Source organism: Bradyrhizobium sacchari (genome assembly GCF_002068095.1).
Lineage (GTDB): Bacteria > Pseudomonadota > Alphaproteobacteria > Rhizobiales > Xanthobacteraceae > Bradyrhizobium > Bradyrhizobium sacchari.
Genome location: NZ_LWIG01000007.1, coordinates 302,373 through 326,599 on the forward strand (window position 1 = coordinate 302,373; position 24,227 = coordinate 326,599).

Genomic DNA, 24,227 nt, shown 5'->3' on the forward strand with positions numbered 1-24,227 from the left:
TCGAGGGTCAGCCCAAGGCTCGTATTGACGCATAATTCGAACAACCCGCTCCCAACAAATCTGCTGGGAACCATAAATCGCGAGTTCTCGATTCGCAAGGCTTGCCAACAGATTTGCTGGCATGTATTCTCCGTGCAGTGTGCACCGAACCGTGGGAGCGCATAAAATGCCCGCCAGTTCAGTCACTTAGATGCCATCGACGTACAGATTCAATCCCGGCTTCCAATCGGACGACGAGTCCGTTCAGAACTTCATTGTACGCAAGGCAGACCTCGCTCAAGTCCTCGGGCCGCTTCGGGAAGGCGCGACAATCCCGCCTCGCGTGTTGATCGTGGCGCCGCGCGGCGCCGGCAAAACCACCCTGTGCCGCCGCGTGTTGGCAGAAGTAAATCGCGATCCGGCTCTTCGCGCGCGCTGGCATCCAGTCTTCTTTGGCGAAGAGAGCTACGCCATTACAACACCGGGTGAGTTCTTTCTCGAATGCCTTTTTCACCTTCAGGATCGATCGGATGATCGGACCATAAAGGATGCCTACGAGCAGGCTCTGTCTCCCCAAAGCGAGAAGGATCTGATCGATATTGCACTAAAGACATTGCGTGCTTTTTCTAAGCGCGTTGGAAAGCGCCTTTTGATCATCGTCGAAAACTTCCAAACTATCCTTGATGATCAAATTGGCTCCGGCGCGAAAGATTTGCTGAAACGTCTCTCCGACGCAGATTGTTTTGGTGTTCTCGCAACTTCGGTTTCCCAACTTGTTACGGAAGAAAACGTCGCCCTACCGAGAGATTTCCTGCGACTGGATTTGAAGCCTCTCTCGCGCGAAGAGTGCCGCGCGCTTTGGAATGCACTTACTCGGCAAGACATAAAAACAGAGCGCATTCGCCCGCTGGAAATCCTAACTGGCGGCAGCCCGCGCCTGCTTCACATTCTTGCGGAATTTATGCGATCGCCTTCGCTTCATAATTTGATGGAGAACTTAAATTTCCTTATCGACCAGAATACCGAATATTTCAAAAGCCAGCTTGATAGCCTCCCTCCAACCGAGCGAAAGATTTTTGCGGCGCTATTAGAAGCGTGGGACCCAGCCACTGCAAAACAAGTTTCTGATGCCGCTCGCGTGACGACGAATACGGCATCGGCGATGCTCTCACGTCTGACAGAGCGTGGCGCCGTCATTAAGAGCCCTGGATACGGCAAAACGGCGCTCTATTCAGCCTCCGAGCGTCTCTTCAACATCTATTACCTCATGCGGCGTCGAAGCCACCCCTCCAGCCGCGTGCGTGCGCTCGTGTCATTTATGACGGATTACTACGATCGAGATGAGCTCATCGACACGGCCACTACCCTCGCCCGCGAAGCTTGTTCGGTTGGTCCTGACAGCCGAATGGACTACCACGCTTTTTATGATGCCATCCTTGCACGCGCACCGGTTTTAGTCCGCACGAGTATTCTAGAGCGAACGCCTCCCGACTTTCTAACTTCTTTTACGGCACATCAAAAAGCGACGGCGGAAAGCGCCCGGGCGAATGCAGCGTTGCCCGCAACTGAATCCAGGGGCGTCGACAACGCCCTGCAGGCACTCTTAGGCAGAGCTCAACAATTCACGGATGACGGCGACCTTGAGAGGGCAATTGAGCTTTACTCCGAAGCCACTCAACTCCGTCCAGAGGCTGTTGCGCCCTGGATGAAGCTTGCTGTTCTCTACATAAGCGAAGATCGAGCAGAGGAAGCGATTAAAGCATCTCAGGAGGTCATCCGGCTGCGCCCCAAGAATCCGTGGGGGCCCACGATCAAAGGCATGGCTCACGTTATCGCCGGCGAGACGGATTTGGCTGAAGCTTCTTTTGCGATGGCTCTCGATATTGAACCTGAGTATGGCATGGCCATTGCGGAGCTCGCCGCAATTAAAGAAAAAAAGGGCCAGCGCCAATTAGCGCTTCAACTTTATGAAAAGGCCGCCACGCTCGATGCGCTGACAGACACTACTCGCGCCGGTTATGCACGTGTCTTGCAGGAGGAGAATCGCGCCAGGGAAGCCGAAGAATTATTGCGCGCGGCTATCGACGAGGACGAGGAATTCGTAAGCCGACGGGCGCTCGTCGAACTGCTGAGCGATAGTGGCCGGCAGCAGGAAGGTTTCGACGTGCTTCGTCGCGTCGCCATGCGGTCGCAGGATTGGCGCCATTGGGCTGATCTCGGTTCCTTCCTCCTTGCGCGGGATAGCCGCGACGAGGATGCTGCCGAGGCGCTCGCGAAATCCATCGCGTTCGGTGCAGAAGATCCTATGGTCTTCGTTAGTTACGCTCGTGCACTGCAGCGGAGCGGCGAACCGCCCGGACGCATCATTGAGGTAGCCAAGGACCTTGTGGAGCGGCTCCACGACGATCGCGATGCGTGGACAAGTGCGGGCTTTCTTGCAAGCGCGGCTGGTGACAAGACGCTCGCGGAAGCCTACGCGCGTAAGGCAATCAATATTGTTGACGATGCTCACGGCTGGCTCACATTAGCCGTACTCCTCCAGGAACAGCCCAAGCGTTCCTCTGAAGCCGAAGAGGCCTTCCGCAGGGCCGTCGTGCTTGCTCAAAAAGATCGCTTCTGTTCGCCCGTACGTCTCCTTGCCGAATTTCTCGTCCACCGGGGCGAAGAAACTGCTGCCCAAGAGGAAATTTCGAAGTGGTTTGCTGGCGATACACGCTGCTACTGCTGTTCCGTGCTTGAGGGCGACATCGCGGCACGAAGTGGCAACTCGGACAGCGCGAGACGCGCCTATCGAAGCGCACTCGAACAGCGAGAGGATGGGATTCACGCGCTTACCGGTCTGTCGCGCTTCGTAGATCGGGAAGAGGGTGAAGACCTTATCGCTCGCGCGATGGCATCTGATCCGTCCGATCACCGTTGCTTGCTAGCGCGCGCGCGCCTACGGCAGGATGACCTAGAGAGTCAGATTGAAGACGCGTCGGAAGCAATACGTTTGTCATCGTCCTACGCAGAGGCTCACCTTTTTCTAGCCCGGACATTGCTCAGCCATAACGAGGCAAATCGAGCCCAGATGCACTTGGAACTTGCTTTGAAAGAGCTGCCTAAGCAGCGCGAGCTTACCCCCATGTTCGTAGACGCGGCCATGGCTGTGGCCGAGGCTGGTCACGGGGATCGCGTAAGAAGCATTCTTGAGAATGACGAGTTTGGGTCAACCATGGAACCTTTGATTGTCGCGTTGCGGATCAGGCGCGGTGATACTCCCATTGTGGCCAAGGAAGTGATGGAAGTCGCCATGGACATCGCGAACAATGCGCCAGCATCGAAACGTATAGCGGCCAAGCTCAATCCCAATTGAAACTCGTGACTGAGCACACAGCCGTGCCCAAAGCAATTCTATCGGGCACGCGCCGTTCGGGCGTCGAATTCGTGAAAACAGTTCCGACGACGTTCGATCGCCCGACTGTCACTGCTCCCTTGTGCGCAGAGGATCGCCGTACACGCTCATGGCCATGCAATCACGAAGCTCCGAGCTGAACGCGTCCCGGACGCGAGCATTGGCATCGAACGCAGCATCGATCACCGGCACACCCGCGTCCCAGGCCTTGAGGAAGGTTGGGAGCCAGTAGGACGGGATTCGGGAATCGATCGGCCACGGTGAGGCGATGACGGTCGTGCACCCATTGCCGAGGGCTTGCCGCGCGAGACCTAGCGTCGTGTTGGCCATCGGATGCGGATCGAGCCTGCCACCGCTGCATATGAATAGAACGGCAACACCGACGTTTTTCAACGCGGAGCCAAGGTCTGCCCCCGCCATCCTTAGCTCGGCATCGTCTCGGACCACTTGAAAATACCGGTTGCCGGGCACCAATCCGCCGTGGGCGGTGACAATGACCAATTCGGCTCCTTCAAGATTGGACGGCACGACCGAGGCCGTGTCGAGGCTTACGCCATGAGCGGCGAGCGGCTCGGACACACGATCCACGACGGTCTGAAGTGTCTGTCCACCTTCATCAGAAGCCTCCTTCGGAATCCACGCAATCGCCCGCCGATCGGTCGATTTACGATGTCTCGCCGCACTCAGCCAGGGAAGCGAGGGAGCTGCGGCTAGCTTGCACGTTTGGCCCGCAAACCCGCCCCCGAGACGTATGAGGTTTGGCGGCCAATGCTGAATGTTCGCGGCCGTCACCAGGATCGCTCGCGGGGGTAGCGCTTCGACACCGAGGCCTTCGGTGCTGGTGTGAAACAGGTTGAGCGCATCTTCGTCAACGCCATACCGAAAAGGAAACTCCCTCGACCAGCGCCTGAGGCGCTCCTCCGAGAACACCTCAGCGCTTTCCTTCAAAGTTGGACCGAGCTTTCCGTTCTCGGCGACACAGCGAACGAGGTGTCCTTCGGCATCGACCCCCATCAATACGACAGGCAGTTGCATCGATCGCGACAATTCGACGGCACGTTCGCCGGAGGACTCGATGGTCGGAGGTATCCAGCCCTGATCGGGCGCCACGCCAAGCGATGGGATCGCGTGGTCCGCCAGGATGTCGATGGCGAAAGCGGCAATATCTAAATTCGTTTGCGCTTCCGCGCTACCGAGCAACCGCCGCGCGAGCACGGAGATTTGCCGGACATCGTAGCCGACGTCGTTCGCATCTCTCGCTTGTTCTATCTGCTTCAGGACTTCGAGGACCTGTGCCGTGGTTGGGTGTGGCAGCCGGCTGGCCGCGATGATCCCTCGCAGAGGCGCATGTGCTTCGTCGAGAAGACGTTCGAAGGCTTCGATCGCCGCGGGAGGCGGCGTGACGCCCGCAAGTTCGGCTGCCCGGAGAGCTTCCGCCATGCTCGCGGCGGCAGGAGCAGGCTCATCTCCCTGCGTCAGTACCGTGCGGGCGTTCTGGATAAAGTCGGGGATCAGCGCTTCCAGCCGTTCGCGCGCGTCCGCGGGATCCTGGCGGGCCTGGATAAACCGGGCCTGCAATTCAAGTGTCTGAATCCGGTGAACGTATTGATCACGTGCACCGAAGCTTTGAAGAGCCTTCCGCGCCGCATCAAGAAATGACAGTCCGGCATCAATCATGCGAAGATCGCGCATGAGCCGATAGAGCAACACGCTTTCGTAGAAGACCTGATCCGGCAGAGCGCTGTTGTCCGCTGCGAGGCAGCAAAGGGCGCCGACCATGCCGTCGATTGTATTGCCGGTCCGCTGGTAGACGTCGCCATAACAGAGCCAGGCGAGACGCGAACGCGCTTTAGACTCGCCTGCGACCTGAAGCGCATGTTCCGCGTAATCCCGGGCCGCCTGGAAACGGCTCGCCAAGGCCAATCGTACCGCCAGCACGCGCACCAGCGACAAATCCGCATCCGGCACTGAACCATGTCGAGCGACTGCCATGCCTATCGCAAGGATGTTTCTGACGTTCTCGATATCGGCGGGCGTGTCGAGCGGTTCGTAATGCTCCAACAGCTTCCGTATGCCAGCGACGAGCTTGTCCGCGTCTTGCGTCAAAAGCTCCTTGGGGATGTCGATCCGGCCGACAAACACGGGGCTCGCGGACTGAAGCCAAGGCAAAGCCACCCGCAAAAAGGCAGCGATGTCGTCCGCAGGCGGCGCCGTCGTCCATGCATCGAGCGCTTCGATCTCGCGCAGGGCAAGGGGCGCGCTGGCGAGCTTCAAGGCCGTATCGACCAGGAGAGCTATCCCGAACAATCCCATCGACTCGGCTGATAGCGCATCGACCAGACGCACACGCACCCGGGCGTCAGCAGGATGGCTTGTGAGGTATCGAAGGCCAAGCAAGACAGCCGCTTGCAAAAGCTGAGGCTCGATGTCGGCTGCCTTGTCACCTCCAAGAACAGCTCCCTCCAGTGCCTTGAGCATGGCAGTGACCATGCTCGCCGTCACATCGGTCTCCGCATCCTCCGTTATGACCGAAAGCGCCTCAGCATAGCGTTGCGCGCGAATGGCCTCCCTCGCAATGAATACCCTGGCACGGACCGTCTGCCGCGGATGAGCAGCGATCACCGCTCTTGTCAGGACCTGATAGTCCAATTCGGAAGAGGCGAGGCCTGCGGCCAACGTTTCGTAGAAGCCCGCCATCCGGCGGTCGTCCTCAACTGGCGAAGTTACCAGGAGCCGGGCCAGCTGAATGAATTCGCCGGCCTCGAGCATCGCGTCGCCACGATGGTGCATGAGCGCCAGGGAGGTCGGGTGTCTCTCCTGAAGAATTTCCTCGCATTTTTGGATCGTCCCCGGCTCGCCAATGCGTTTAGAGAGCGTCAGCGCAGCTTCGATGGACTCCAGCGGCAATCGATCGAAGGCGATCTTCTGCACCAAGTTGCGGGCGATGTCCGTCGCACCGGCTTCCGCGGCCATTTCGGCCACCTGCAGGGCAGGCACGGGCGCAAGATTTTCGATCAATCCCAGTTCGGCTCGAAGCGCTTGCTCCACCATGGGCTGCAGGCCCGCCTTGTGCATCATCTGCACTTTGAGAAGGGGTTTTATTCCGTCCAGCGAGCTTGGAAGCGTATCGATCTCGGCGAGGATCGGTCCGATGACGCCGCGCGCGATCGCTGTGGACCATTTTGCCAGATGCTGCGCGAGGATTGCATCCGGGGCGTCCGGATCGCCACCGGCGAGCACAGCCATTCCGTCAATCGCAAGAAGCCGCTCCTGGTTCGCCTCCTTGAGCGGCCAGTCCTTGTTCGCATCAACGGCAACGTAGCTCGTCGAGGCTCTTGCAGCCAAGACGGCCCCCTCGCACAACGCCGCAAAATGCGGGACCCAGGAATCTTCAACCATTCCAAGAACGGGCCGGGCTCCATAAGGGCCAGGCTCCACGCCGCGATAAAGAGCTCCCTGATCTACAACGACAGCGGCATGCTGCTTGGCAGCTTCAACGATCGAACAAACGGACGCTACCTGAAGGTCTGGCGAGACGGCGATGTTGATGCGGCGCGACAGGACGTCGAGTTCTGCGGTCTCCAGCGCCGTGCCCCGGGATCGAACCACCGCCTCGCCAAGATGGTGAAACAAGGCACTCTTCCGCTCCTCAGGGCCGGCGCTTCCAGGCGGCTGAACGACGATGATCTCGGAAAAGACAGGCTGGCCGTCCTCAGTGTACGAAGATGCGAGGATGGCCAAAATCTCGGCGATGCGAGTGGACGGATTCCCGCCGGCCACCACGAACATGTCGCCGGCTCCCCAGGCGAGCCCATTTTTCCCATACCATTCATGGAAATCGACACCCGAAGATCCGTCGATCGATGATTTCATCTCACTCAAGCCGTTCACCCTTCCCGTCGTCCTGAACATTACTCTCGTCGGCAGTCAGGTGGTGATGCAGCCTGACTCAAGCAACGCACCGCCCATATCTAGCAGGATGGCAGCGATGTCCATCGAGGCGTGGGAGGGTTGAACCAAGAGGATCGGTGAAGCGTGGCTTGTGCATGAGCTCGATTGCCCGAGTTGAGGGAGTAGCCGGATGCAAGCATAGGTGATTACAATAGCAAGCGACTGCTCTTTCGTGGAAGAATCCGACAGCGCCCGCTTGTGGTTGGAACATATCCGTCGGCGCAAGCGAGGTGTGGCTGCCTTATAGTGAGGGCCTGGAAACGGGCGAGGGATTAGTTGAGACAATGCGCTTTGCAACACTGATCGTCGAACAGCTTGATCGAGCAGTGACCGAGATTGCGGTCGATCATCCGCTGAACGCACGCATTGCGCTCATTCTCATCGATAACGCAGCTGAGCTAATCATCCATCGGCGATGCGAGCATCTCGTGCGGGCAGATCAGAGACGTGGCGCTCCAACATTGAGTGCCGCAAAGCGCCGATCCATCCTTGGGCATTATTTTGCGGAGAAGATCAAGTTTCTCGAAAAAGCCTCTGCCCTGTCGGCTGAGGAGCGGCATTTCATTGGCGAACTGCACAACCATCGCAACACGCTGTATCATGTGGGCTTGGAGAATGATGATATCATACGCGCCTTGGCTACGGCCTATTTCCAGTTAACCTGCGACTTGTTGGTCCGGCTTGACAACAGGACCCTCGGTTGGCCCAAAAACTTGGTCATCGCCGCTTCACTTCATCAGTATTTCCCCGAGGCGGCCAAGGGGCTCCGCTTCCCCGGCTTCGATACGGGGCATGTTGCGAAAGAGCTTATCGACCGTGTCCCAACGGATGCACCGGCGCTTCCGGCGGCGCTCAGCCAACACAGCATGGCCGCTGTCGATCGATTGGAAGCCATGTTTGAAAGCATCAAGCTCGGTCTCGATCGAAAGAACGATCCGGATGATACGTTCCGGCAGCTTCAACACGATATGGACTTCCAGGTCATCGTGCGGGAGCGGATGCGCCAGGCTAACAGGGAGGATGATTTTGTTCCGTTCGGCCATCCCGCGTTGCGGGAGCTTGCCGCAAAGCTCATGCCGGACTGGAAGCCCCGTTATCGTTCGCGGCCCTTCGCCAAATGGCGGACCAAGGCCAAGGCCATCGCAAGTTGTGCTGATGCGCTCTCGGCCGTCCGTAAGTTCACAGATTTGCGTGGCGAGATGTCATATCTGACCGAGGCGGTAGACGACGCTCATGAGACCTTCTGGGGCTGGGTTCAGCAGCAGGAAGACGCGGCCCAGGACGCGCGGGGGCGCTAGTCCGCCAATGGGCGTAGAGGAGCGGAGTCATTTCTGCGGTCGGGAATACTGCCAACGGTCCATTTGAAAGATGCCGGCGACTCAGCAATAGTGGATGCAGCAAGGGTTCGGGCACCTTCGACCTGTCGCCGGGTCAAACGCTCTCAAATGTCAATTTGCACACATCCTGCATCTCACCTTCGTGGGCTGCTGCGTAATCGGCGAACAGCATGGCCCCTAAGAGGAGGATGCACATGTTCGTGCTTCGCATATCTGTCACCTTGCCTGTCATTGACCGGATCAAGATTTTGCTCACGCAAAGCCTTCCGGACGTCAAATCATCACACCGTGTGGAAGCGCTCGGGCGCGGTCTTGGTTTTCGCACCTATGCGGCGCTGCGCACTGCCGTTCAAGAATCCACGCCGCCGCTTGCCACTGTGACCGGAAGCCATTTTTCGGATTATCTCAAGGAGCATGGCTTCGAGGTGGACCCGGCACCTCTCTACCGGGCGGCCGCCGAGGTGGCCATTCAGGCCGTGCTCTATGCGATGCCGAGATTGCATATCCACGGCATTGGTTTCGGGCGGCCGCAGCGCAATCCCGATGGTTCACGGCAAACGCCGCAGGAGCAATACGCGGAATTTCAGGAGCGCCGAGAGGAGTGTCTCGGTAAGCACGCTGCCGAAGCTTTCCTTCGGTCTCTGGCATTGCTGGAGCGGGTCACGGTAACCAAGACGATCCGATCTGGCGCAGGCAGTTATCGCCTGAAACACATCGCCGAGAATTACGTTTGCACTTATCCCGAAGGAGGAAAGCTCGGACCGGCTTACGTGCCGAATGGCATGCTGATTGCGGCCGCAGTGCATATGGGCTTTGCATACAAGACTTATGTGGACGATTTTGGCTACGACACGTTGAATGCGAGCTTCAACATGTCAAAAGCAGTTGTCGATGATCTTGACGCCGAGATACGCCCTCATACCGGCTTTGCATCGGATCGGGCGCGTCGGAGGTCGGCCGCTGCTTCACCCATGGCGGCGCGTTCGAGCGACTAGTAGACCGAAAGCGCCTAGGCGCGAGCAAATTCGATGAGGAACAGGTAGTCCTGACGAAACGCCGCTTCGGGCGGCGAGCCGTCTGCCAATCCTTTCGTGAAGGGATGCTCGGTGTAGGCCCGCCACTCAGCGGATGCTTCTGTCTCTAGACGCTCGAAGAAACTCACCATCTTTTTTCACTTGGCTTGGATTTTAGGGGCTTCTCCTGACGTCGGCCGCCGGGACTGACGTGCGTTCTCACGCTATCAACAACAGAAGGACATGTCCTAAGTCCAGGTTTCGACTGCAGCCGGACCGCACCAGTTTCGCACCAGAAACAACCCGCACGAACTGCGACAAACACGGTCGAATTTGGCCAAAAACACAGCAAAATCAATGAAGCCAGCCATTATCCCGCCGCTCATAACGGTCTGGTTGCAGGTTCGAGTCCTGCCGGGCCCACCAATTTAGATGACCCCCCTCGGATTGAGGGCTACTCTCGCCTCCGGGCGAGGCGCCCGGTCGGCTCATTTCCGCAATCATATCAAACGGTTTGCGGAAGTTACCGGTAAGCTCTCCATCACGCCAAGTGGAGTTCGATAGTACGAAATTCAGAAGCTCGCGCTTCTGATTTAGGGATCGCTTCGCGAATGCTTGCGGCAACTCCTTCGCCATGGTGAGAAGAGCGATGCCTTCCTGCATGTAAGAAGTCTCGGCATCCTTGTGTGCCGCGATCTCGCGAAGGCAGCGATCCTGCTCTTTGCGCCAGTCGCGGGAGATATCATCATACGTTACGCCATCAATGCGCCCGTCCAGCTTGTCCACGTACATGGTGCGGAGCCGATGGGTAAGCCGGTCGTATTCGGCCTGCAAGCGGTGCACGGCGGCGTCGTGCTCCTTGCGTTCGCCCTCCGCGCTACCGTGCAGGGCATCAACGATCCACTGATAGATTTCCTCGGTTATGCGCAGCCGATCGATCAACGCCGTAAACTTCGCGTCAATCATCTCCTCGCGCACGTATGGCTCGGGACATTTTCCCTTGTAACCGGTGCAGTGGTAATAAACGTACTTCGCTTTCTTGATCTCGCCGACCATGGCGCACCCGCAATGACCGCAGGTGATGAGGCCAGACAACGGGAAGCCGCGGGGGCCCTTCCGAAGCTTGCGGGTGCCTCTATCCTCTAGCCGGAGCTGCACGCGCTCCCAGAGGTTGTATGAAATGATCGGCTCGTGGCGTCCCTTGATTACGATATCGTGCCATTCATACTCGCCCGTGTAGAGGCGGTTGCGCAGGATCGCGTGAATCTGCGCGGTACCTACGGGGCCTCCCGAGACGCGCGACACCAGGCCTTCGCGGCGGGCCAATTCGGTAAGCTGGTGAAGGGAATGGTTGCCGGTAGCGTACCATTCAAAGAGCTTCTTGACGATGGGGGCGCGCTCGGGGGTCGAGAGCGATAATCTTCTTGCCCTCGCTGTTGCGCGTGTTGAGGTAGCCCGCGGGCGCGCTGGTGGGCCAATAGCCTTGCCGCGCCTTCTCCGCCATGCCTTTGCGCGCTTCTTCTGAGAGATTGTCGATGTAGTTCTTGGCCATCACGACCTTGATGGCGTGCACGAATTTCTCGGAGGACTTGGATTCGTCGGAGATAACCGCGCCTTCCTTCACGAGGTGCAGCTCAATGTCCAACTCGTCGAGCGTGACCCAATCGCGAAAGTTGCGGTAAAGGCGGTCGGTTTTCTCGACAAGGATCGCCTGTTCAAGGCGCTGCTCGTCCCAAGCGGGATTGTTCCCAAAGAGCAGGTTCGCCAGCTCGATCATATCTTTGGTGCGGGGGACACTCTCGTCATTCAACCAGCTGCGGAGGGTCCGGTCGGTGATTTCAAGGCGCTCACAGACATTTTCAGGGAGCCAGATGCGCCCCGCCTTTGCATTGGGGTCGCCCGTAGGCCGGGTGCCGTACTCATACAGATGCCAACGGAGCAGCTTTCCAAAGCTCCAATCGGCTCGGCTGGGCATGTCCTCGCTAGCCATTTCCTGAAGTTTCCGGTCGTTTCTGCCTGTTTCCGCTCGTTGTATCCAACTTTCCAGCGATTAGGCGTCCGATCGGCGTGCAAATCAACCGCAAGGAGATGCACGCCATGACAACCGTTCGTACCAATCCTCGCCCGCCGGGCGGGCCTGCATCGGGTGCCGATGCCTGCTTTGCCGCCATGCAGCGGCACAGCGGGTCCAAGCCGGTGCCCGCACCCGCCGTCCAAGCCCCACCCGCCAAATTTCCCCCCGGTGACGTGCTCTACGGCGCGCGCGCCATCGCGCTTTGGCTTTTCCCCGATGAAGACCCGGATCAGACGCGGCGGCGCGTCTACCATCTATGGGCTTACTACGATCAGGAGAACGAAGAAAAGAAGGACAAGAAGAACGCGACGGAGCCGGAGGCGAGCGAAGACCCTGCTGCCGCGAAACGGTCAGAAGCACGGAAACAGGAAAGGGAGTTCGCCGGGTTCTTCAAGCTGAAGGGTGCGCTCTGCCTATCGAAGTCCAAATGGCTGGCCTTCCATGGGCTGGCCTAGGTTGGCTTCAAATGAACGAAAGCCCTACGAAGCTTTGCCGGGCGAGGCCGGGTTGGCGAAGCGGAACGCCGGAGGGGCCGAGCGTCGTCTCGGCCCGATTGGCGGGTGTTGCGAAGGGCTTGGCGCCGTTCGGCGAGGATTGCGATGCGTCGCTGGTCGATCGCGGCGTCGCGCTCATTCAGGAGCGCCGCGATGGCCGCCGCCGGATCACCTCGATGACAGAGTACGGCGGCGGCAATCCGCNCCGCACCGCATAGTGCTGGCGGAGCCGAGCCACATCGGTCCAAAGCAACGCGGCAAACGCCTCCATGATTTGCGCGCGTGCGGTCGCCTCAGCGAATGCGCGCCGGATCGGGCGGAGCCGGAAGATCCCGGATTTGAAGGTGCTCCCTCCAGCAAATCCGCGTTTAGTCCCGATCGCCTCGCGATCGGCTCCTGTTCCAAGATGCGCGAATGGCCCGCATGTAGCCATCTTCGTTCTTCGCGACGGCCTGGTCCGTCATTTCGCGCGCCGTTTCAAGGCGCTCCTGTTCGACACGGGTGGCTGTCCGGTCCGGAGCAGGCTTTTCTCTCGGCTCCGCACGATCGGTGGTGGGACGCTTCTCCACCACGGCAGGCGGGGTGCGGGAGCTGGCCAGGTTAGGTTCGGCAACACTGGCAGCACGTTGGAATTCTGCTTGGTCGAGCGCTGCCCGATCCGGAGTAGGCTTCCAGCGCGCTTTGCCGTCATCCTTGGTTGGCTCCTCCCGGTCGATAGAGGCGGGAGCTGGATAGATGACATCGAAGATGGCGTAGGTTCGCAGGCCTTGCTCCTGCCGGCGTCCAAGCTCGGCGCGGTCAAATTGTTGCTGGCGCAGCATTGCTTCCGCCTGCCGGTCCCTTTGTTCTCGCAAAACCTCGCTGGCTTCCTCTCGGCGCTTATCCAAAGCTTCGCGCTGGGCGTCGAGAAGCGCTTTCTTCGTGGCGGCGAGGCCGGTCGGATCGCCGCCTTGGCGTTTGGCGGCGTAGTAGGTGCTCCACTGAGCGCGGAATTCTTTTCGCACTTCGCGGAGCGCTTCGTTGCGCACAGCGCGGTACGCGTCCCTGCCGCCAGCATAGAAGTCGACGCGTTGCTGCTTTTGATACGCCTTGAGAGCTTCCCATTCACGCCCGTTCATCGTCTTCTGATCGTGCCGCTCGAAATAGTCCGGCACCTTTCCAAGGCGCTCGGCCTCGTCGCGCTCGAACGCGCGCTCGGACGCCTTAATCAGACCAGACTTGCTACTTGACGTTCCAACCCCGGTTAGAGAGGACCGGTTAACAAGGCACCCGCGCGATGGGCAGTGATAGCGACGCCGGAATGCAATGGAGGCGGGCCCCTTGCGCGAGTGCCTCCGGCGAGCGACACCGTGGAGCAACGAGAAACGCCTTGTCGGCGTCGGCCTAGGTCTCCTAGTTTAATCGGCGATGGATCGCTTGCTTTGCCGCGGGCGTAAAAAAGGATTTCGCAATGGCACTTATTTCGTACAAGACGCTCGATGACGTGCGCGCGATTGTCGCCAACCAAATCCCGGAGGGTTTGAATCTCGAGTACAAGAGCTCGTCAATCCTGATCAATCGTGACGCCAATGCGCTATGCAAGACCGTCTCCGCCTTTGCGAACTCGGCGGGTGGCACGTTCATCATCGGCATCGAGATGGATAAGCTGGCTCCCGTGCGCCTGGATGATGGAACGCCGGGCCCCTCGAAACGCGACTGGATATTTCAGGTCATCAATGGCGGCACGTTCCCGGCCATTGAAGCCATCGAGGTCCGGGAATTTGCGACGCCGACGGGCATGATCTTTGTCATCGACGTGCCACCGAGCGCTCAAGCTCCGCACCAAAGCAAGGACAACAAGTACTACAAACGGCGCGACTCCCTCAGCGAGGTAATGGAGCACTATGAAATCGAGGATATCCGCAACAGGCCGAAGCGGGCGCTGGCACCGCTGCGCGCGGAGTTGCACACACAAAATATCTTGTCCTATCTACGCTTGACCAACACGCATGAAACCGACGCGATTAGCGATCTGCGCTGCGAAATCGACGCGAATTTTGACTTGGGGCGCGACAGCCTATCCATGCTGACAGAGCGTGGTTTGCGCGCGTTGTTGCCGAAGCACGAACTTCACTTTTTGCTTGGATCGGTGGTTGATTTTTTGCAAACGCCCGAGCCGGCCATCACCTTCCGGTTTCGCTTTCACGATGGGCCTTTGACCAGTGCGGTCACGTTTCATATGGCCGACCTGAACAGAACGGCGATCATGACATCACCGCTCGAACGCGCCCTGGAGAAGCTGGGGGAAAAAATCGACAAGGCGTCAGGCCATCTGGAGCATCTTCGCCGCAGCGCCGAGACGATGACAAACATGATCGATGGGACGGGCCTTCGCTTGTCGCAGCGCACCTTGAACACTCTTCGGAACATGCCGCAGCTATTTGATCCTCGGGAATTCGACGCGGATGGCTATCGCATCATTGCCGATATTCCCATCGACGATGCCCATCAACTAAGTCGGCTGTTGCACTATTTCCCCGATGAGCAGGCAAAAGAGGAATACGGAAAGATCGCACCCGACGTGCGAGAGCGCTTTGAGAAGTATTTCAAAGTCTCATTTGACGAGTAGCTCTCGCTGGGCCGCATGGGCGGGCTAGTCCGTCTCGTATCGATAACACGGCGGCACGCCGTTCACCAGATTGCACACGACGCGGTAGAGTTCGTAGGTGCCGACCTTGGCAAAGCGTTCATCGACGGGCTCCGCCCAGAAGCGGGCCGCCGGGTAGCCTTGGTCATGCCAGTATTGCTGGAGCGCCTTGCGAGCGCCATGGCTCCTTCCCGGTTTAAAGTGTCCACCGGCCCGGCATCGCCTGACGCTTCATCGGCAGGGGACACGCCGGAAAGCAGGCACGCGTACGGAGCGATGGGGTTCTTCATGCAAATCCTCCACGGGGGTTGGTATAATTTCCGCTTCAGATAAGCCGCATGCGCGCGCACTCCTTCAACTTCAAACTTGCTGCAAAGCAATATCAATGACGAAACGAGCGCGAGAATGCACGTTGTAGCGGCGAGCCGCGAGCGGTCTTGCGTCTTCGAGCAGGAGTGCTCCAATGGAATCAGGTTGCATACGGCGGTATTCCGTGCGGAGGGAAGCAATGGACGCGAGGCTGGGGTGGATGGACGCGAAAGCGAAGACGTTCATTGAGCGGCAATTCGCGCATGCCCCGCTGCTTCAAAAAGAGATTATGGATCTTTGGTCCACATTCCGCGATCTGGGATTGCCCAACCGCGATTTTCTCGCCGAATTCACGAATGGAAAGAAGCCGAGCCTCGCGCAACGCACGTGGGAAATGATGCTTGCACGGCATCTGGCGGAAGTAGGGCACGAGGTGACGTGCCCCAACGGCGGTCCCGACTTTCGGTTCAGCCTCGATGGCGTGACGGTTTGGGTCGAAGCAGTCTCGCCCGAGCCCAAGGGACTACCTGCGGATTGGCTTGATCCCGATTTTCAAGGTGTGCAGGATTTCCCACATGAAGCGATCTTGTTGCGGTGGACGACCGCGATTGACGCGAAGTGGAAGAAGCTCGCCGAATATCGCTCGAAGGGCGTCGTCGCACCGAACGACGCCTATGTCGTGGCCGTCAGCGGCAATCAGCTCGGCCTTATCCCCGTGGATCGAGGGATTTCCCAAATGCCCTTTGGGGTCGAGGCGACGTTTCCCGTCGGCCCGCTGGCCTATCGGATCGATCCCGAGACCCACAAGATCGGCGACGGATTTATCTGGGAGCGCTTTCACATCGTGAACGCCAACCGGGCAAAAGTGCCGACGACCTCGTTCCTCGATCCGGCTTATGCCGGAATAAGCGCGCTAATCGGGTGCGGCGCGCAGCGTCCGGGCAAGGCCTCCGTCGCGATGCATGTCGTTCACAATCCTCTCGCCGAAACCAAGCTGCCTCTTGGATCATTGGGGGCGGGGGACGACGAGTGGTGGCCTTCCCCGGTGGCCGACAAGGAAGGAGAATTCGACCTGCACCGACCGAAGCCTGACGGGCAAGCCTGATCCGTCGAGACGTAACTAATTGATAGATATTGATTAACTTGAACGTCCTTGATTGAACCCAAATTGGGGTATATCATACCCAATATGGGAACGATTGCTGATCAAACCAGCCTATCGAACGCGCTGTTTTCAAACGTGCAGCAGCGGGTGCTTGGCCTCATCTTCGGCCAGCCGGAGCGGAGCTTTTACACCTCGGAAATTGTGCGAACGATCAACTCCGGGACCGGGGCGGTTGAGCGCGAACTGCAACGGCTGCAAGGCAGCGGCCTCGTCTCGGTTCAATGGATCGGCAATCAGAAGCATTACCGCGCAAATCCAGACTCTCCGATATTCAACGAGCTGCAAAGCCTTGTCCTGAAGACGGTGGGAGTGGCGGGACCGTTGGCGGAAGCCCTGCGGCCACATGCTGAAAAGATGCAAGCGGCGTTCGTGTTCGGATCGGTCGCGAAAGGCTCGGACACGGCGGCGAGCGACATTGATCTCTTGGTGATCGGTGACGATCTCGATTACAGTGACCTCTACACGGCGTTGCAAGGTGCCGAAAGCAAGCTGCATCGAAAGGTCAATCCTCTGTTCCTGACCCGCGAGGATTGGCGGCGCAAGGTTTCGCGCAAGGATTCGTTCGTTCAAAGAATTAGCACGCAACCGAAGATTTTCATTGTGGGGTCGGAAAGGGCCCTTCATTCATGAGCAAGGTTGAACTCGACAATCTCGTGAAGATCAGGAAGCTCAAGGAAGAGCCGCCTTCAAAGCCCGAGTACGACGGCATGCTGGCCGCGGCCAAAACGCGGCTACGCGACGCGCAAAACGAAGACCTCGATTCCGATAGTCAGTTCGACCTGGCCTATGGCGCGGCCCATAGGCTCGCGGCGGCTTCATTGCGCCGGGAAGGCTATCGCTCGGAAGACCGTATCACGGTGTTTCAAACGCTGGTCCACACCGTCGGCACGGACAAGGCGGACATCCAGATTTTCATCAGGGCTCACAACGAGCGCAATCTGGCGGAATACGAAGGCCGCACCGAAATCGACGCGCAACTATTGGCCGACCTGATCCGCTGCACTAAGAAGCTGGAAGCGGATGTCGCCAAGCTCGCACCGCCGCCGGAAGCCAAGAATTAGTTTCTGCCATGGGGGCTCTACCAGTCGCGATAACTTGCAAGCTATCGTCCGGCAGCGGCTGCAGCGGCTTCGATCCAGCCCGCGACGTTATTGTAGCCGTCATCGCGAATCCAATCATATGAACGGTAGATGCTGCTGAATGGCACATCTCGCCCATCGCGCTTTACCGTCCAATAATCCAGTGGGTTCCGCCCTTGTACATCTACCCCGTTCTGCGGGTCTTTCACGCCATGGATGTCGATGGCGATGATCCCCTTCTTTAGCTCGTAGCTACGCTTGATCTCGTGTCGGACCCATTCGCGCTCATAAGTCTCAGCACCGTAGAGCACGACAGTCACCGACGTGTATTTCATCTGCTCTTCAATCCACTTCTCAATGCCTCCGGCGCGCTTCTTCGCTTCCTCAAACTCGGCTTTGTCGTAAAAGGGCTGCGCCTCGCCCTTCGCGCACGACCCAGGAATTGCGCACCTGAACGATGCGCCGAACGTCCCGATCATAGTGAAAACTAAAAAATACTCTCCTTGCCATCACTTCCCCTCCCTAATCTTGCCTATCGTTTCAACAATCGGAGTAACCAATGTCATCAGGTCCGTAACTGGACTTGCAAGCGCTGAGAGCTCCGCGGGGTCCACGCCGCCCGGCGTGGTCCGGGCCAATAGATCATCGGCCAATTGCTTTGCAATCGAACCCGTCGCGCCGATTGGCAAGAGCACCAAGCCCTTCTCTTGCGCAATTTCGAATTCGCGTCGCATGCCATCCGAAGGAACAACGGCGGTCCCAACCATCTTGTTACCGAAGAGAAAGATGGCAATACCCGATGATCCTACAATTTCCTGTCGATATCGACCGTTCGCTGAGTTCGCCATCACTGGTTTGATAGTGAAAATTGCACCTTGGCATTACTCAATATTACATTTCCTTACCGGACAGTCATTCGGGTTCGATCTGCCGCACAAGTCTACCCCAGACGCGGCGCCAGTTCGGTGCGGAAGCGCTGCAATAGTGCCCGGCCATCGGCGGGCGGAGCTAGGCAGAACGTTCGATAAGCCCGCACGAAGTTCGACACGTGTACACTTGGGCCCACCAAGAAAATCAATGTTGTTGGTGGTCCACTTTAAGAACGACTCGCTCGGGCTATAAGAGCGACTCGATTGCGGGCGTTAAGAACGACTCGATTTGTAAGTCGACGTCCGGTCTTGGAAAATCAGCGACTACTGTGAAAACGGAACATTAACGTCGGAAAGATTTCGCCGTGGGTACGTAAGCGATATCTCGGTGAGAGTAAGCCGTTTTGACGGCTCTTAGACGCCAGCAGCCGCTGGGCTGCCTGCGGTCCGATGCTCAAGCGGGCGCTGGTCGTGCTGCTGGTGCTGGTGCTGCCGGCGATGATGATGATGCCGGTGATGATGCCGGCAGCATGATCGTCGGCATGTCGATGAGCAGCAGCATGCTGATCATCATCATGGTGCCGCTGATGATCGGTGGCGCCGGATATGCCGGAGCCGTTGTTGCCGATGCTGCCCGCTAGGCTCGCGCGGCGCCATCTTTCTTAGCGAAAAGAGGCGCCGCGCTGTCCACCACCTCTTTCGGAAGCATCCTCAATTGCTCTGCGTCGAACGGGAGGTGAGTAAGATAGTTCGCCACCAGAGCGCCTACCGCTTCAGCCTGCGCTGCATCTCGTTGGCGTTTGAGCGCCTCCCTGTCTGCACGACGGGACAGCCATAGCTTATGGGCGGCCCAAACTCGCGGATCCGGAGCCACAATGCGTACCGGTTCGCCCTTTTCGTCGATTGCGACCGCCTCGAACGCGGGAGCATTCTGCAGCCAATTGAGTCCTTCGATTTGCACGGCAGTCAAATCTTCCGGGTCCGAGCCGACCTTGTCTGGAGCCTTCTTCCAAGGTGGGCTCTGCATGGGCTTTATCAAATCGACGAGATAACCGTCCCGGTTTACAGCACGGAACGTCTGCTTGGCGCGTTCGAAGCTGGTGTCCACTCGCTTGAGTATCTTCATGAGCGATCTCTCCGAGACGTCGTCGCCCGCGACGAACGTAAGCCCGCCGCGCGCGTCGAACAGCAGGTCGATGTCTTCCGTCGTGGCCAAGCCGGGATCGAGTCTGACGCCGGAAGAGGCCTCATAACCGTAGATCGCGTTCGTCCCGAGAATCCGAATCCCAGACCCCAACATTCCGAAGCCGTCGAGAGCGCGCATGATCCGGGCTCCGATCAACGGTACGCGGCCCAAGCCGAGCGCACGATTGACCGCGGCTTGGCGCTCCATGGTAACGCGCAAGTTCTTCACCCGGTCTTCTGCAGCAGCACGTTTAGCTTCGAAGTCCGCCTTCATCTTTTCAGATTCGGGCGAACGCGCGCCGAGCGAGGCTTGCTTCCTGAGGCCTGCCTTGTCGTAGTAGCTCCGGACGAGGTATTCGCGGCCTTTCGACTCCACCCAGGTCAGGGAACCCCGATGGGCATCGTAGGCCTCCTTGGCGTCCCTCAGGGCCTGGAAGCGCTGCTGGCTATTGACCACCTCGCGGCGCTGATCGTTGTTAAGCTCTTGAAAAACCATGGTTTCAACAGTCCGGCCTGGTTTTTAACCCCACTGTTGAAACGCTATTTATCATTAAAAATCAAACGTTTCAACAGTTCCACCGAAAACCGGTCCGAACTGTTGAAACCGGGAACTCTTTACGTACCTTGCCTACCCGCCCCCATCGAACCACCGATCAAGCGCACGCCAATCGGTTTCTTCCTCCGCCAAGGCAACGTCATGGTCCAACCGGTAGATCAGGTCCGCCAGCTCCCGGTCGCCCAAAGAGGGCACCAGATCAACTGCTTCGTTTTCGATTACGCGCAGCGGGACGCCTTCTTCGTAGTGCTTGAAAGTCTCTCCCAGATGTTTCGGTATCGAAGGTAACGCCATCGTCGGCTTCGATAGAACCAATTTCCTCGAAATAGCCCAGCAGTGAGCTGCGGATCGCTCTCGCCGAAGCCGAGCAGGTCGAGATCACGGGTGGGGCGATGTGGATCATCGAGCCAATGCCGCAGCAGCACTGCACCTTTCAGGACGAACTTGTCCTTGTACTTGCTGATGCTGAGCCGATAGAGCAGCCGTTCGAGCGCATATTGCGGAGGCAGGAGGTCGAATGGCTCGTTGCGTTACTTCGAGAGATTGAGCAGGCGGGCGCGGACGGAAGCTCCGACATTCTTCAGCGGCTTACGCATTGACGGTCAGCGCCTCAAGGCGCGGCTGGACGTTTTTTTCCCATATGCCAGCCGCCACCGCATACTTTGCGATTTCGGAAGGGGTCGCCTTGCGAAGCCTGAGCGCGTCCTTCATCGCTTGCGTAGCATGTGCGAGGCCTGCGGACGCGCTATAGAAAGCCTTCTGACGTTGGCCGCTCTTGAAGAGATCAACGATCGTCTTGGCCGGCACGTAGATCGGCACCGACACGCCTTCGATGACGTGACGCTCAATGCCTTTGTCGAACTCCTTGGGGCCAAAGCGCGCGATTTCGATGCGTGGCTGCACAATTTTGGGCCGCCAATCGCGCGGACCGATCGCCATCCACACATAGGGAGGGATACGGTCTGTCAGCTCATGAAAAGCGAGCGCGGAATCGTAGCAGATGACGCCGTTGGGAATGAGTTTGGCGGCTACAGCAAGTGAGTGATTGCCGTCCAGCAGCGCGTCAGGGAGTTGATAAAGCCCCCGACTGAGTTGATTGACCGCTGCCCTTTGTTCCATTCGAGAAATGGTTGCGGCCGTGATCCCCTCCTCGAGAAATTCGGAAAGCCGCATCATGCCCCGCTTCTGAAGAAGCGAGATCGCCCTATCCTCCTGGCGCTGCGGGTCCCTTTCTCACGGAACCCGTATGATACAAAACCTTGCAATTGTTAAGGTTTTTTGCAAGGAATTGTATCTCAATCCCAAATAAGGCGCTGAAATCAAGTGATATATCAGGTCTGGTATAGGAGCGCGCCGCCACCTAAATATTATCAAATGATAGGTAAGCGCCGGCGTCGGATAGTCCGAGCGAGTTGGGGCAATACCTACGGCGCGGATGCTGGATCAACTCGATCGCCCGATCACTGACGAGAAAATCCGCGCGCATGGCCGGGGGAGCGTACCGATTGGCGTCGATCGCTGTCGACCTGGAAATGAACCTGCTCGTCCGGCGGGCCCGACGCGTGTCAGATAAGCTGAGACTTCGCCGTCGGCTGTGGCGTCAGCGGCACCGCCCCCGGACCCGGAGCGATAAGCTGCAAGATGCAGGCGACGCTCGTTCGCAGCCGCCTCAGCGTGGTCTCTAGCGAGAGATCAAGGACCCTTCGGGCCAGGCAAGACCTCGTCCAGGTCGGTGTCGTCGGCATCCAATTCGGCAAAGATTGGCTCTTCGCCGAACGGACGGTTGATGATAGCGAGAGCTTCTGGAGCGGCGTAGATCCGGTTTCGCGCGTATCCAGTCCTCTCCTGCAGAATGCCGGCCTCCTGCAATTGCGCGATGGCCTGATTTACTTGCGCGGGCGAGACATCGAGCAGTTGGCCAAGGCGCTTCGCCGTCACGACCGGATAGTTGTGAAGTTCGTCCAGGGCGCGGATAGCCGCGGATCCCTTTCGGAATTTTCGGCGCTCCCTCCAGCGCTCTGACAATTCCGACAGTGCTGTCCGGGTCCGGATGAGTTCTTCGACAGTGCCGGTGACGGCGTCGGCCATGAATGTGATGATCGGCTCCCAGTCGAGCCGTTGTTGAGCATCCTTGAGCGAAGCGTAGTAAGCTCCCTTTTTGCTTTCGATGTAAGGCGAAAGGTACAGAGGCACGTGCCTCTCCGCCGCCATCATGAGCGGAAGCAGAAGGCGGCCGACACGACCGTTGCCGTCGCGGAAGGGGTGCACCGCCTCGAAGTGGGTGTGCGCGATGGCCATGCGCGTGATGAACCCTTGTGTCATCTGCTGCATGCCCTCGTTCCGCAAGTAGTCAACGGTTTGTGCGAGGCAGTCGGCGACGTCGGCCGGAGGCGGAGGATTCAGACTAGAATATGCGATGTCTTTGTTTCCGCCGATCCACACGACGCGCGTGCGGAGGTCCCCGGGAACGTCCTGATAGTCGGGGTCGTCCTTCATTACGGCGCGATGTAGGTCCTTGATCAGATCCATCGTGAAGACGCCGTAGCCATCCTTGGCGGCTCTCGGAACGAATCCGTCCAAGGCAACGGCGTAGTTGCGGACTTGGCGCGCTTCGTCCCGGGCGCCGTCGTCGCCCGTCTCTTCGACCGAAAGAAGTTCGTCGAGAGTGCTCTGGGTGCCTTCGATCGACGAGGAACTGACTGCCTCCCGTCTGATAAGGACCCGGCTGACGATGTAGGGGTCCTTCATCTGGGCGGCGATAGCGTTAACTTTGCCGAAGGCTGCTTGGGCGGCTTCCAGGGCCTTCACCGCCCCGCCCACGAACACACCGTCCTCTGGTGGGGCCGGCGGCACGATCCCGTATTGGGAATCGTAAGGCGGCGGAAGCCGCCTCAGGGTCTCGCGGATCGTATGGCTGAGATCGCTGCGCTTCATAGGAAACCAAAATAAGAGATCGTTTTTTGCGTTTATATTTTGGGTTTCTGCAAAAAGCCATAACAGGAAGAGATCGCGGGCGCTCTTATTTGGGCTTGGGCGCCTACCCTGACTCGACTCTTTGTTCTCGATATGTTCTCATTGAGCATGATCGACCGTCCTGCGAGCTGGCGCATGCCGACCCGAGCCCAAATGGAGAAGATGAGCCGTGACGTCGGCAGAAAGATGCCTCCTGCGCGCGGGCTGGCACCGAACGACGACCTCCCGCCCGAATATTGGCAGGCGCTCCTAGCTCGCGCCGACGAGGCCCATTTGCCAGGCCGCCAGCCCGAACGCTCGCTGCGGCTGGACCAAATTCCTAAGCATCTGCTGAGGGTGGGCTGCCGGCGCTGCGGTCGCACCGTCGAGATCAAGAAGGTCGACGCGGTTCGCCTGTATGGTCCGGATTCTATTTGGCGGAATGTCAGCCAACGTTTGCTGGACAACACGTGCTCGCAGCGGACCGGCCGCTATGAGGAAGACGGTTGCTGGTGGTCCTACGACATCCCTAGCCGGCTGCACGGCCATGGCGCCCAAGCACCATCCGACGCCGCTTTCTGAAGGCGACCGCAAGGCTATCGCCAAGGAGCTCGGCCGCGCCCGCACCATGACGACTATTCTCGCAGCGCAGGCGGACGAGGCCCGGGCCAAGGGAGAGGCGCTGATCCGGGCTGCCGACAAGCTGCTATGCGAATCGTGGAACGAGCGCATGTGGGCAGACGGGCAGCCGAATGGGCGCGTGTTTGCGCACCGCCTCCGACAATTCCTGCAAGGCGGGCGGATCGTCGAAGAATGCCTTCAATCTGGTCTTGGTCGTATCGACCCATTCGAAAACATGCGAACCGCACCAGTAGAAATTGTTCTTGAGGACTCGATTGACGGGGACACTGTCGGCGTTATCGGCCGGGACAAATTGCGCTGGAATAGAGACCAGCTTGGCGACGCTCAGTGAATGTCCGGAGGCGGGCCAGGTGCCGTTCCTGAGGCCCTCGGCTGCCGGTTGGTCTATGTGCTTGTACCCGAACGCCCCCTCGCAGAGGTTGTAACCAAGCGAGCTGCCGAGGTCGCTGAGCGGCAATGACGAGCTATCGAGCAGACGATGCGGCTAGGACCAGGCCGTTGAGGACAATCAGGCTGCCCGCCCGCTTCGGGAGCAAGCAATTGAGGATTTATTGCACGCCGCCGACGATCACGCGACACCGCTGACGCCCCAGGAGCGCGAA

Annotated in this window: 22 protein-coding genes and 1 pseudogene; 11 read left to right on the forward strand and 12 right to left on the reverse strand. The window is 58.7% G+C overall.

The features are described from left to right. Positions 1-190 precede the first annotated feature (190 nt). A complete protein-coding gene (locus A5906_RS07815; protein ID WP_080134658.1) occupies positions 191-3,334 on the forward strand; it encodes a tetratricopeptide repeat protein in 3,144 nt (1,047 codons plus the stop codon). A gap of 108 nt (positions 3,335-3,442) precedes the next feature. Here A5906_RS07815 and A5906_RS07820 read toward each other — a convergent pair whose 3' ends face one another. After that, positions 3,443-7,255 (reverse strand): hypothetical protein, encoded by a 3,813-nt coding sequence (locus A5906_RS07820; protein ID WP_136615043.1) that lies wholly within the window; start codon positions 7,253-7,255, stop codon positions 3,443-3,445. A gap of 353 nt (positions 7,256-7,608) precedes the next feature. Here A5906_RS07820 and A5906_RS07825 point away from each other — a divergent pair, with 353 nt between their 5' ends. Together A5906_RS07825 and A5906_RS07830 are read left to right on the forward strand one after the other, a co-directional pair. Beyond that, positions 7,609-8,622: a hypothetical protein gene (locus tag A5906_RS07825; protein WP_136615044.1), complete on the forward strand. Its 1,014-nt coding sequence runs from the start codon at positions 7,609-7,611 to the stop codon at positions 8,620-8,622. 233 nt (positions 8,623-8,855) lie between these two features. After that, entirely contained in the window at positions 8,856-9,656 is an 801-nt protein-coding gene (locus A5906_RS07830; protein ID WP_080134661.1) for a hypothetical protein, read from the forward strand. Between the two features lie 17 nt (positions 9,657-9,673). On the opposite strand, the pseudogene A5906_RS07835 reads toward A5906_RS07830, so the two are convergent. The 3 genes and pseudogenes from A5906_RS07835 to A5906_RS07845 form a co-directional block, all read right to left on the reverse strand. Beyond that, a pseudogene (locus A5906_RS07835) lies at positions 9,674-9,823 on the reverse strand (thiaminase II/PqqC family protein); the annotation flags it as partial. A 205-nt stretch (positions 9,824-10,028) separates the two neighbouring features. Then, positions 10,029-11,153 (reverse strand): recombinase family protein, encoded by a 1,125-nt coding sequence (locus A5906_RS07840; protein WP_347337598.1) that lies wholly within the window; start codon positions 11,151-11,153, stop codon positions 10,029-10,031. Further along, on the reverse strand, positions 11,044-11,664 hold the full coding sequence (locus A5906_RS07845) for a recombinase family protein (protein ID WP_080134663.1): 621 nt from the start codon (positions 11,662-11,664) through the stop codon (positions 11,044-11,046). The genes A5906_RS07840 and A5906_RS07845 overlap by 110 nt, the downstream gene beginning before the upstream one ends. 107 nt (positions 11,665-11,771) lie before the next feature. Here A5906_RS07845 and A5906_RS07850 point away from each other — a divergent pair, with 107 nt between their 5' ends. Next, entirely contained in the window at positions 11,772-12,203 is a 432-nt protein-coding gene (locus tag A5906_RS07850; protein ID WP_136615045.1) for a hypothetical protein, read from the forward strand. A gap of 407 nt (positions 12,204-12,610) precedes the next feature. Here the strand turns inward: A5906_RS07850 and A5906_RS07855 are convergent, their stop codons facing one another. Continuing rightward, on the reverse strand, positions 12,611-13,396 hold the full coding sequence (locus A5906_RS07855; protein ID WP_080134665.1) for a hypothetical protein: 786 nt from the start codon (positions 13,394-13,396) through the stop codon (positions 12,611-12,613). A gap of 296 nt (positions 13,397-13,692) precedes the next feature. Between A5906_RS07855 and A5906_RS07860 the strand changes: the two genes are divergently transcribed. From A5906_RS07860 to A5906_RS07880, 4 genes are all read left to right on the forward strand, one after another. Then, positions 13,693-14,850, forward strand: a complete 1,158-nt coding sequence (locus A5906_RS07860; RefSeq protein ID WP_080134666.1) for an AlbA family DNA-binding domain-containing protein — start codon at positions 13,693-13,695, stop codon at positions 14,848-14,850. 526 nt (positions 14,851-15,376) lie between these two features. Further along, on the forward strand, positions 15,377-16,282 hold the full coding sequence (locus A5906_RS07870) for a hypothetical protein (protein ID WP_080134668.1): 906 nt from the start codon (positions 15,377-15,379) through the stop codon (positions 16,280-16,282). Between the two features lie 48 nt (positions 16,283-16,330). Beyond that, positions 16,331-16,972, forward strand: a complete 642-nt coding sequence (locus A5906_RS07875; RefSeq protein WP_245326629.1) for a nucleotidyltransferase domain-containing protein — start codon at positions 16,331-16,333, stop codon at positions 16,970-16,972. Next, the gene (locus A5906_RS07880; protein WP_080134670.1) at positions 16,969-17,403 is read left to right on the forward strand and encodes a hypothetical protein; all 435 of its coding nucleotides are present in this window, start codon (positions 16,969-16,971) and stop codon (positions 17,401-17,403) included. The genes A5906_RS07875 and A5906_RS07880 overlap by 4 nt, the downstream gene beginning before the upstream one ends. Positions 17,404-17,444: 41 nt before the next feature. Here A5906_RS07880 and A5906_RS07885 read toward each other — a convergent pair whose 3' ends face one another. The 5 genes from A5906_RS07885 to A5906_RS44040 all read right to left on the reverse strand — a co-directional run bounded on the left by A5906_RS07885 (position 17,445) and on the right by A5906_RS44040 (position 20,456). After that, positions 17,445-17,900 (reverse strand): TIR domain-containing protein, encoded by a 456-nt coding sequence (locus A5906_RS07885; protein WP_245326630.1) that lies wholly within the window; start codon positions 17,898-17,900, stop codon positions 17,445-17,447. A 30-nt stretch (positions 17,901-17,930) separates the two neighbouring features. Beyond that, complete coding sequence (locus A5906_RS07890; RefSeq protein ID WP_080134671.1) at positions 17,931-18,269, reverse strand: hypothetical protein; 339 nt, start codon at positions 18,267-18,269, stop codon at positions 17,931-17,933. Between the two features lie 658 nt (positions 18,270-18,927). Continuing rightward, positions 18,928-19,971 (reverse strand): GSU2403 family nucleotidyltransferase fold protein, encoded by a 1,044-nt coding sequence (locus A5906_RS07895; protein ID WP_080134672.1) that lies wholly within the window; start codon positions 19,969-19,971, stop codon positions 18,928-18,930. A 132-nt stretch (positions 19,972-20,103) separates the two neighbouring features. Next, positions 20,104-20,325, reverse strand: coding sequence for a hypothetical protein (locus A5906_RS42895; RefSeq protein WP_167523512.1), 222 nt, complete (start codon positions 20,323-20,325; stop codon positions 20,104-20,106). Next, positions 20,250-20,456 carry a hypothetical protein gene (locus tag A5906_RS44040; RefSeq protein WP_245326631.1) on the reverse strand — a complete coding sequence of 69 codons (207 nt, stop codon included), beginning with the start codon at positions 20,454-20,456 and terminating at the stop codon, positions 20,250-20,252. The genes A5906_RS42895 and A5906_RS44040 overlap by 76 nt, the downstream gene beginning before the upstream one ends. Between A5906_RS44040 and A5906_RS44045 the strand changes: the two genes are divergently transcribed. Then, positions 20,424-20,630 carry a hypothetical protein gene (locus A5906_RS44045; protein WP_245326677.1) on the forward strand — a complete coding sequence of 69 codons (207 nt, stop codon included), beginning with the start codon at positions 20,424-20,426 and terminating at the stop codon, positions 20,628-20,630. The two genes, A5906_RS44040 and A5906_RS44045, sit on opposite strands and share 33 nt — an antisense overlap. Here the strand turns inward: A5906_RS44045 and A5906_RS07905 are convergent. Continuing rightward, a complete protein-coding gene (locus A5906_RS07905) occupies positions 20,620-21,207 on the reverse strand; it encodes a type IV toxin-antitoxin system AbiEi family antitoxin domain-containing protein (protein WP_080134673.1) in 588 nt (195 codons plus the stop codon). The genes A5906_RS44045 and A5906_RS07905 overlap by 11 nt on opposite strands. A 516-nt stretch (positions 21,208-21,723) precedes the next feature. Then, the gene (locus A5906_RS07910) at positions 21,724-22,965 is read right to left on the reverse strand and encodes a Fic family protein (RefSeq protein ID WP_080134674.1); all 1,242 of its coding nucleotides are present in this window, start codon (positions 22,963-22,965) and stop codon (positions 21,724-21,726) included. 147 nt (positions 22,966-23,112) lie between these two features. Between A5906_RS07910 and A5906_RS07915 the strand changes: the two genes are divergently transcribed. Next, positions 23,113-23,565: a hypothetical protein gene (locus tag A5906_RS07915; RefSeq protein ID WP_080135220.1), complete on the forward strand. Its 453-nt coding sequence runs from the start codon at positions 23,113-23,115 to the stop codon at positions 23,563-23,565. Next, on the forward strand, positions 23,531-23,956 hold the full coding sequence (locus A5906_RS44050) for a hypothetical protein (protein ID WP_245326632.1): 426 nt from the start codon (positions 23,531-23,533) through the stop codon (positions 23,954-23,956). The genes A5906_RS07915 and A5906_RS44050 overlap by 35 nt, the downstream gene beginning before the upstream one ends. Positions 23,957-24,227 lie beyond the last annotated feature (271 nt).